Origin of the sequence: Bacillus cereus group sp. Bc010 (assembly GCF_027716745.1) — a bacterium.
GTDB classification, from domain to species: domain Bacteria; phylum Bacillota; class Bacilli; order Bacillales; family Bacillaceae_G; genus Bacillus_A; species Bacillus_A pacificus.
This window is the reverse complement of the sequence record NZ_JAQFUY010000086.1, coordinates 1-2,779: the sequence shown is the minus strand read 5'-3', so window position 1 is coordinate 2,779 and position 2,779 is coordinate 1. Positions and strand designations below refer to the sequence as shown.

Here is a 2,779-nt window from a genome sequence, read left to right as displayed (position 1 = left end):
ATACCGATAGGTAAGCCAATTCTTCAGCATTACCTGTTAAGAGTGGCTTTTCCCCCGGTCCACACCGTACGTGAGACTTTCACCTCATACGGCGCTCCATCTAATAATCAAATAGCATGAATTTTGTTCCTGAATCGTTTCAGTTTATTAATTTCCTTATTATTCAAGATGCTGCTCATATCAACTTCATTGTGTATTGCCTTGTGAATTTCCTTATCTACACAGGCTAGATTTGGCAGCTTATTGACTTCTTCTAACGGGAGATTAGGATTAATGTGATGAACATGCAGGTTGTGCTTCCCAAGTGGGACTCCTGTAATTCTACATTTTCCTCTATCTCTGTTGAACGCATATCCTCTATTCATAAAGTACTCAAAATTGTATCGGGGTGAATTCACAAGTTTTTTCCTGACTTTCTCAAGGAGAGAGAGGCTTGTAATTTCATCTAGTCTGACACTGAACTCCTTTGTTCCCTTTCTTCGCTCGATTAATTTACGTCCCGAAGGAGAGTATGGAGTTTCATTTTGAACCTTTTGTTTATATAGGTTTTCGTTCATCTTGGTTAGGTTTAAATGCATAATGCCAATGTAGCCAACTTCGGTTTTAATAGCTAAAGTCTTTTGTGTCCGTTTAGGGTATTTGTCCGCAAGGTTAATACACTTGTTGATAGGATGTAAGACCCCACCACGCCTAGATAGAAGATTAAAAGTCTTTTTTCTTAACTTATAACCTTCTCTATCCATTATGGGAGATTCGGTGGCATATGAATAATAATTTATTAATCCTCTAACCTTTGAGTTATAGGCTAAGATTAGCTGTGCATTACTCAGTTTATCGTGGCTTAATCTTTTGCCGAGAGAAGTGAGTGTGGCTCTGAGTTCTTTTACTTTTCTTTTAATCTTCTTATCAGAAGGAGTTATTTGGCTGATATATCTTGTCTTTTTATCCTTCTTCTTTTTTCCTTTTACACCTTTTAAGACTACCTTGTATTTGAAGCCAAGAAATTCTATTGGCTTATGCCTGATGTTGGTTATTCTTGTTTTCTCTTCGGATAGTTCAAGTTTAAGTTCTTTCTGAAGAAAATTCTTGATAACAGTCTTCCATCTATAAGCATGGGATTTGTTATTAGTGACTAGAACCCAGTCATCAGCATATCTGATTAGATAGCCTGGCTTAAGGTTAGAAGATTTTAAACCTCGTAATTTATGATCGTGTTTCGAATACTCATGTCTGGTTGTAAATTCTTCAAATTGCTTGGCAACCCATTTGTCGAAGGAATGTAAGTATACATTTGCTAAGAGGGGGCTTAATATGCCACCTTGGGGTGTACCATTGTCATTTCTAATGATATTTTTGAAGATTCCAGCTTTGAGGAATTCCGTTATTAGGCACAATATTCGTCTATCTTTGATTCCCATGCTCCATAGTTTTTTTATAAGAATCCTATGGTTTACTTTGTCGAAGAATTGACGAATATCACCTTCTACGATCCAGTGATACCCAGTGTTATGAACAAGGACTTTTACTCTTTCCAACGCATGATAGGTAGTTCTTTCTGGTCGAAACCCAAAGCTGTATTTGAAGAATTGTGCTTCGAGTACAGGCTCTAAGACTTGCTTCATCATTTGTTGAATTATCCGGTCTTCTATGGTTGGAATACCGAGAGGTCGTTGTCCGCCATTAGCCTTTGGAATAAACACACGTTTTATTAGGTGCGCCTTGAAATTTGTGAGTCTACCACGAATTAACTCGATAAGTTTTTCTTCGGATAGTCTGAGGTAGTCTTGGATTGTTTTTCCGTCTACCCCTGGAGTCATGGAGCCTTTATTGCTTTTTAGCGAGTGTATCGCAGTGACAATATTAGGTTTTGACATCGCAATTTCAAGGAGAGATGTGTGTTTGATTCTCGTCTTTTTTTCCATATGCTCTTTTGTTTTTGAGTACAGCTTGTCTAATGTTCTCTTTAATTCTGTTTCTGATTCAAGAGTATTTTCTAGTTTTCGCACCAAATTGCATCACCTCTTTTGCTGAGATTTTGCTCTAAGGTTTAGTCGGTTACTGTTACACATTCCTAGAATAATTTTGCCTTTGCATGATTATTAGACTTGGGCCCTTCCCTCTAGTTATATTACATAACCTTCTTTGGTACTATGACCCTACTGCCATTGGTGTTAAGGAACTTCAGTATTGTATGTGTAATACCTTATATCCACGAACCGATAATTAACCATCGTATGACGTTCTCACCAACTTCAACTGTTCCACATGTTTTAGCCTTACATATAGCCTTAGGACTCACCTTTATGCCGTCAGTTACTAATGAACTAATCGTAATTTGATTCATTAGATGAATAGGGTATAGTCCCTATCCGCAGATTTGATATACCTTATTATCATTTCCACAACTGAAAAGGTATGGTTTTACCTCCTCCATATTTCTAAGGAACGGATAGTATCGACACGTACATTCAGTGATTCGCCAGAATCTATGATTCATTCTATCCATAGCTATTTTATGGCGTCCCGATTACTTTTCTTACCATGTTCCCTGAGGAATTTAGGTTCGATTTTCACCGCCTTCAACGGGCTCATAACAATGATAGGGTTCTCTATTATTGCTATCCGTAGTATTAGACCTTTTCAAGAGTTTACGATGTTCTTGCAAGACTTACTTCCGAGTCTTGATAGTCAAACATGCAGTTAGAACATTTTATAGTTCCCTCGCTTTTATATAGTGTGTTTCCACAACTTTTTGTGCGAGAACAGTTCACACAAGGTA

At 37.5% G+C, this 2,779-nt stretch carries 1 protein-coding gene; it reads right to left on the bottom strand.

Annotated features, from left to right (window positions below):
• Positions 1 to 107: 107 nt before the first annotated feature.
• Entirely contained in the window at positions 108 to 2,006 is a 1,899-nt protein-coding gene (gene ltrA, locus PDQ68_RS28415) for a group II intron reverse transcriptase/maturase (RefSeq protein ID WP_002019929.1), read from the bottom strand.
• Between the last annotated feature and the right edge of the window lie 773 nt (positions 2,007 to 2,779).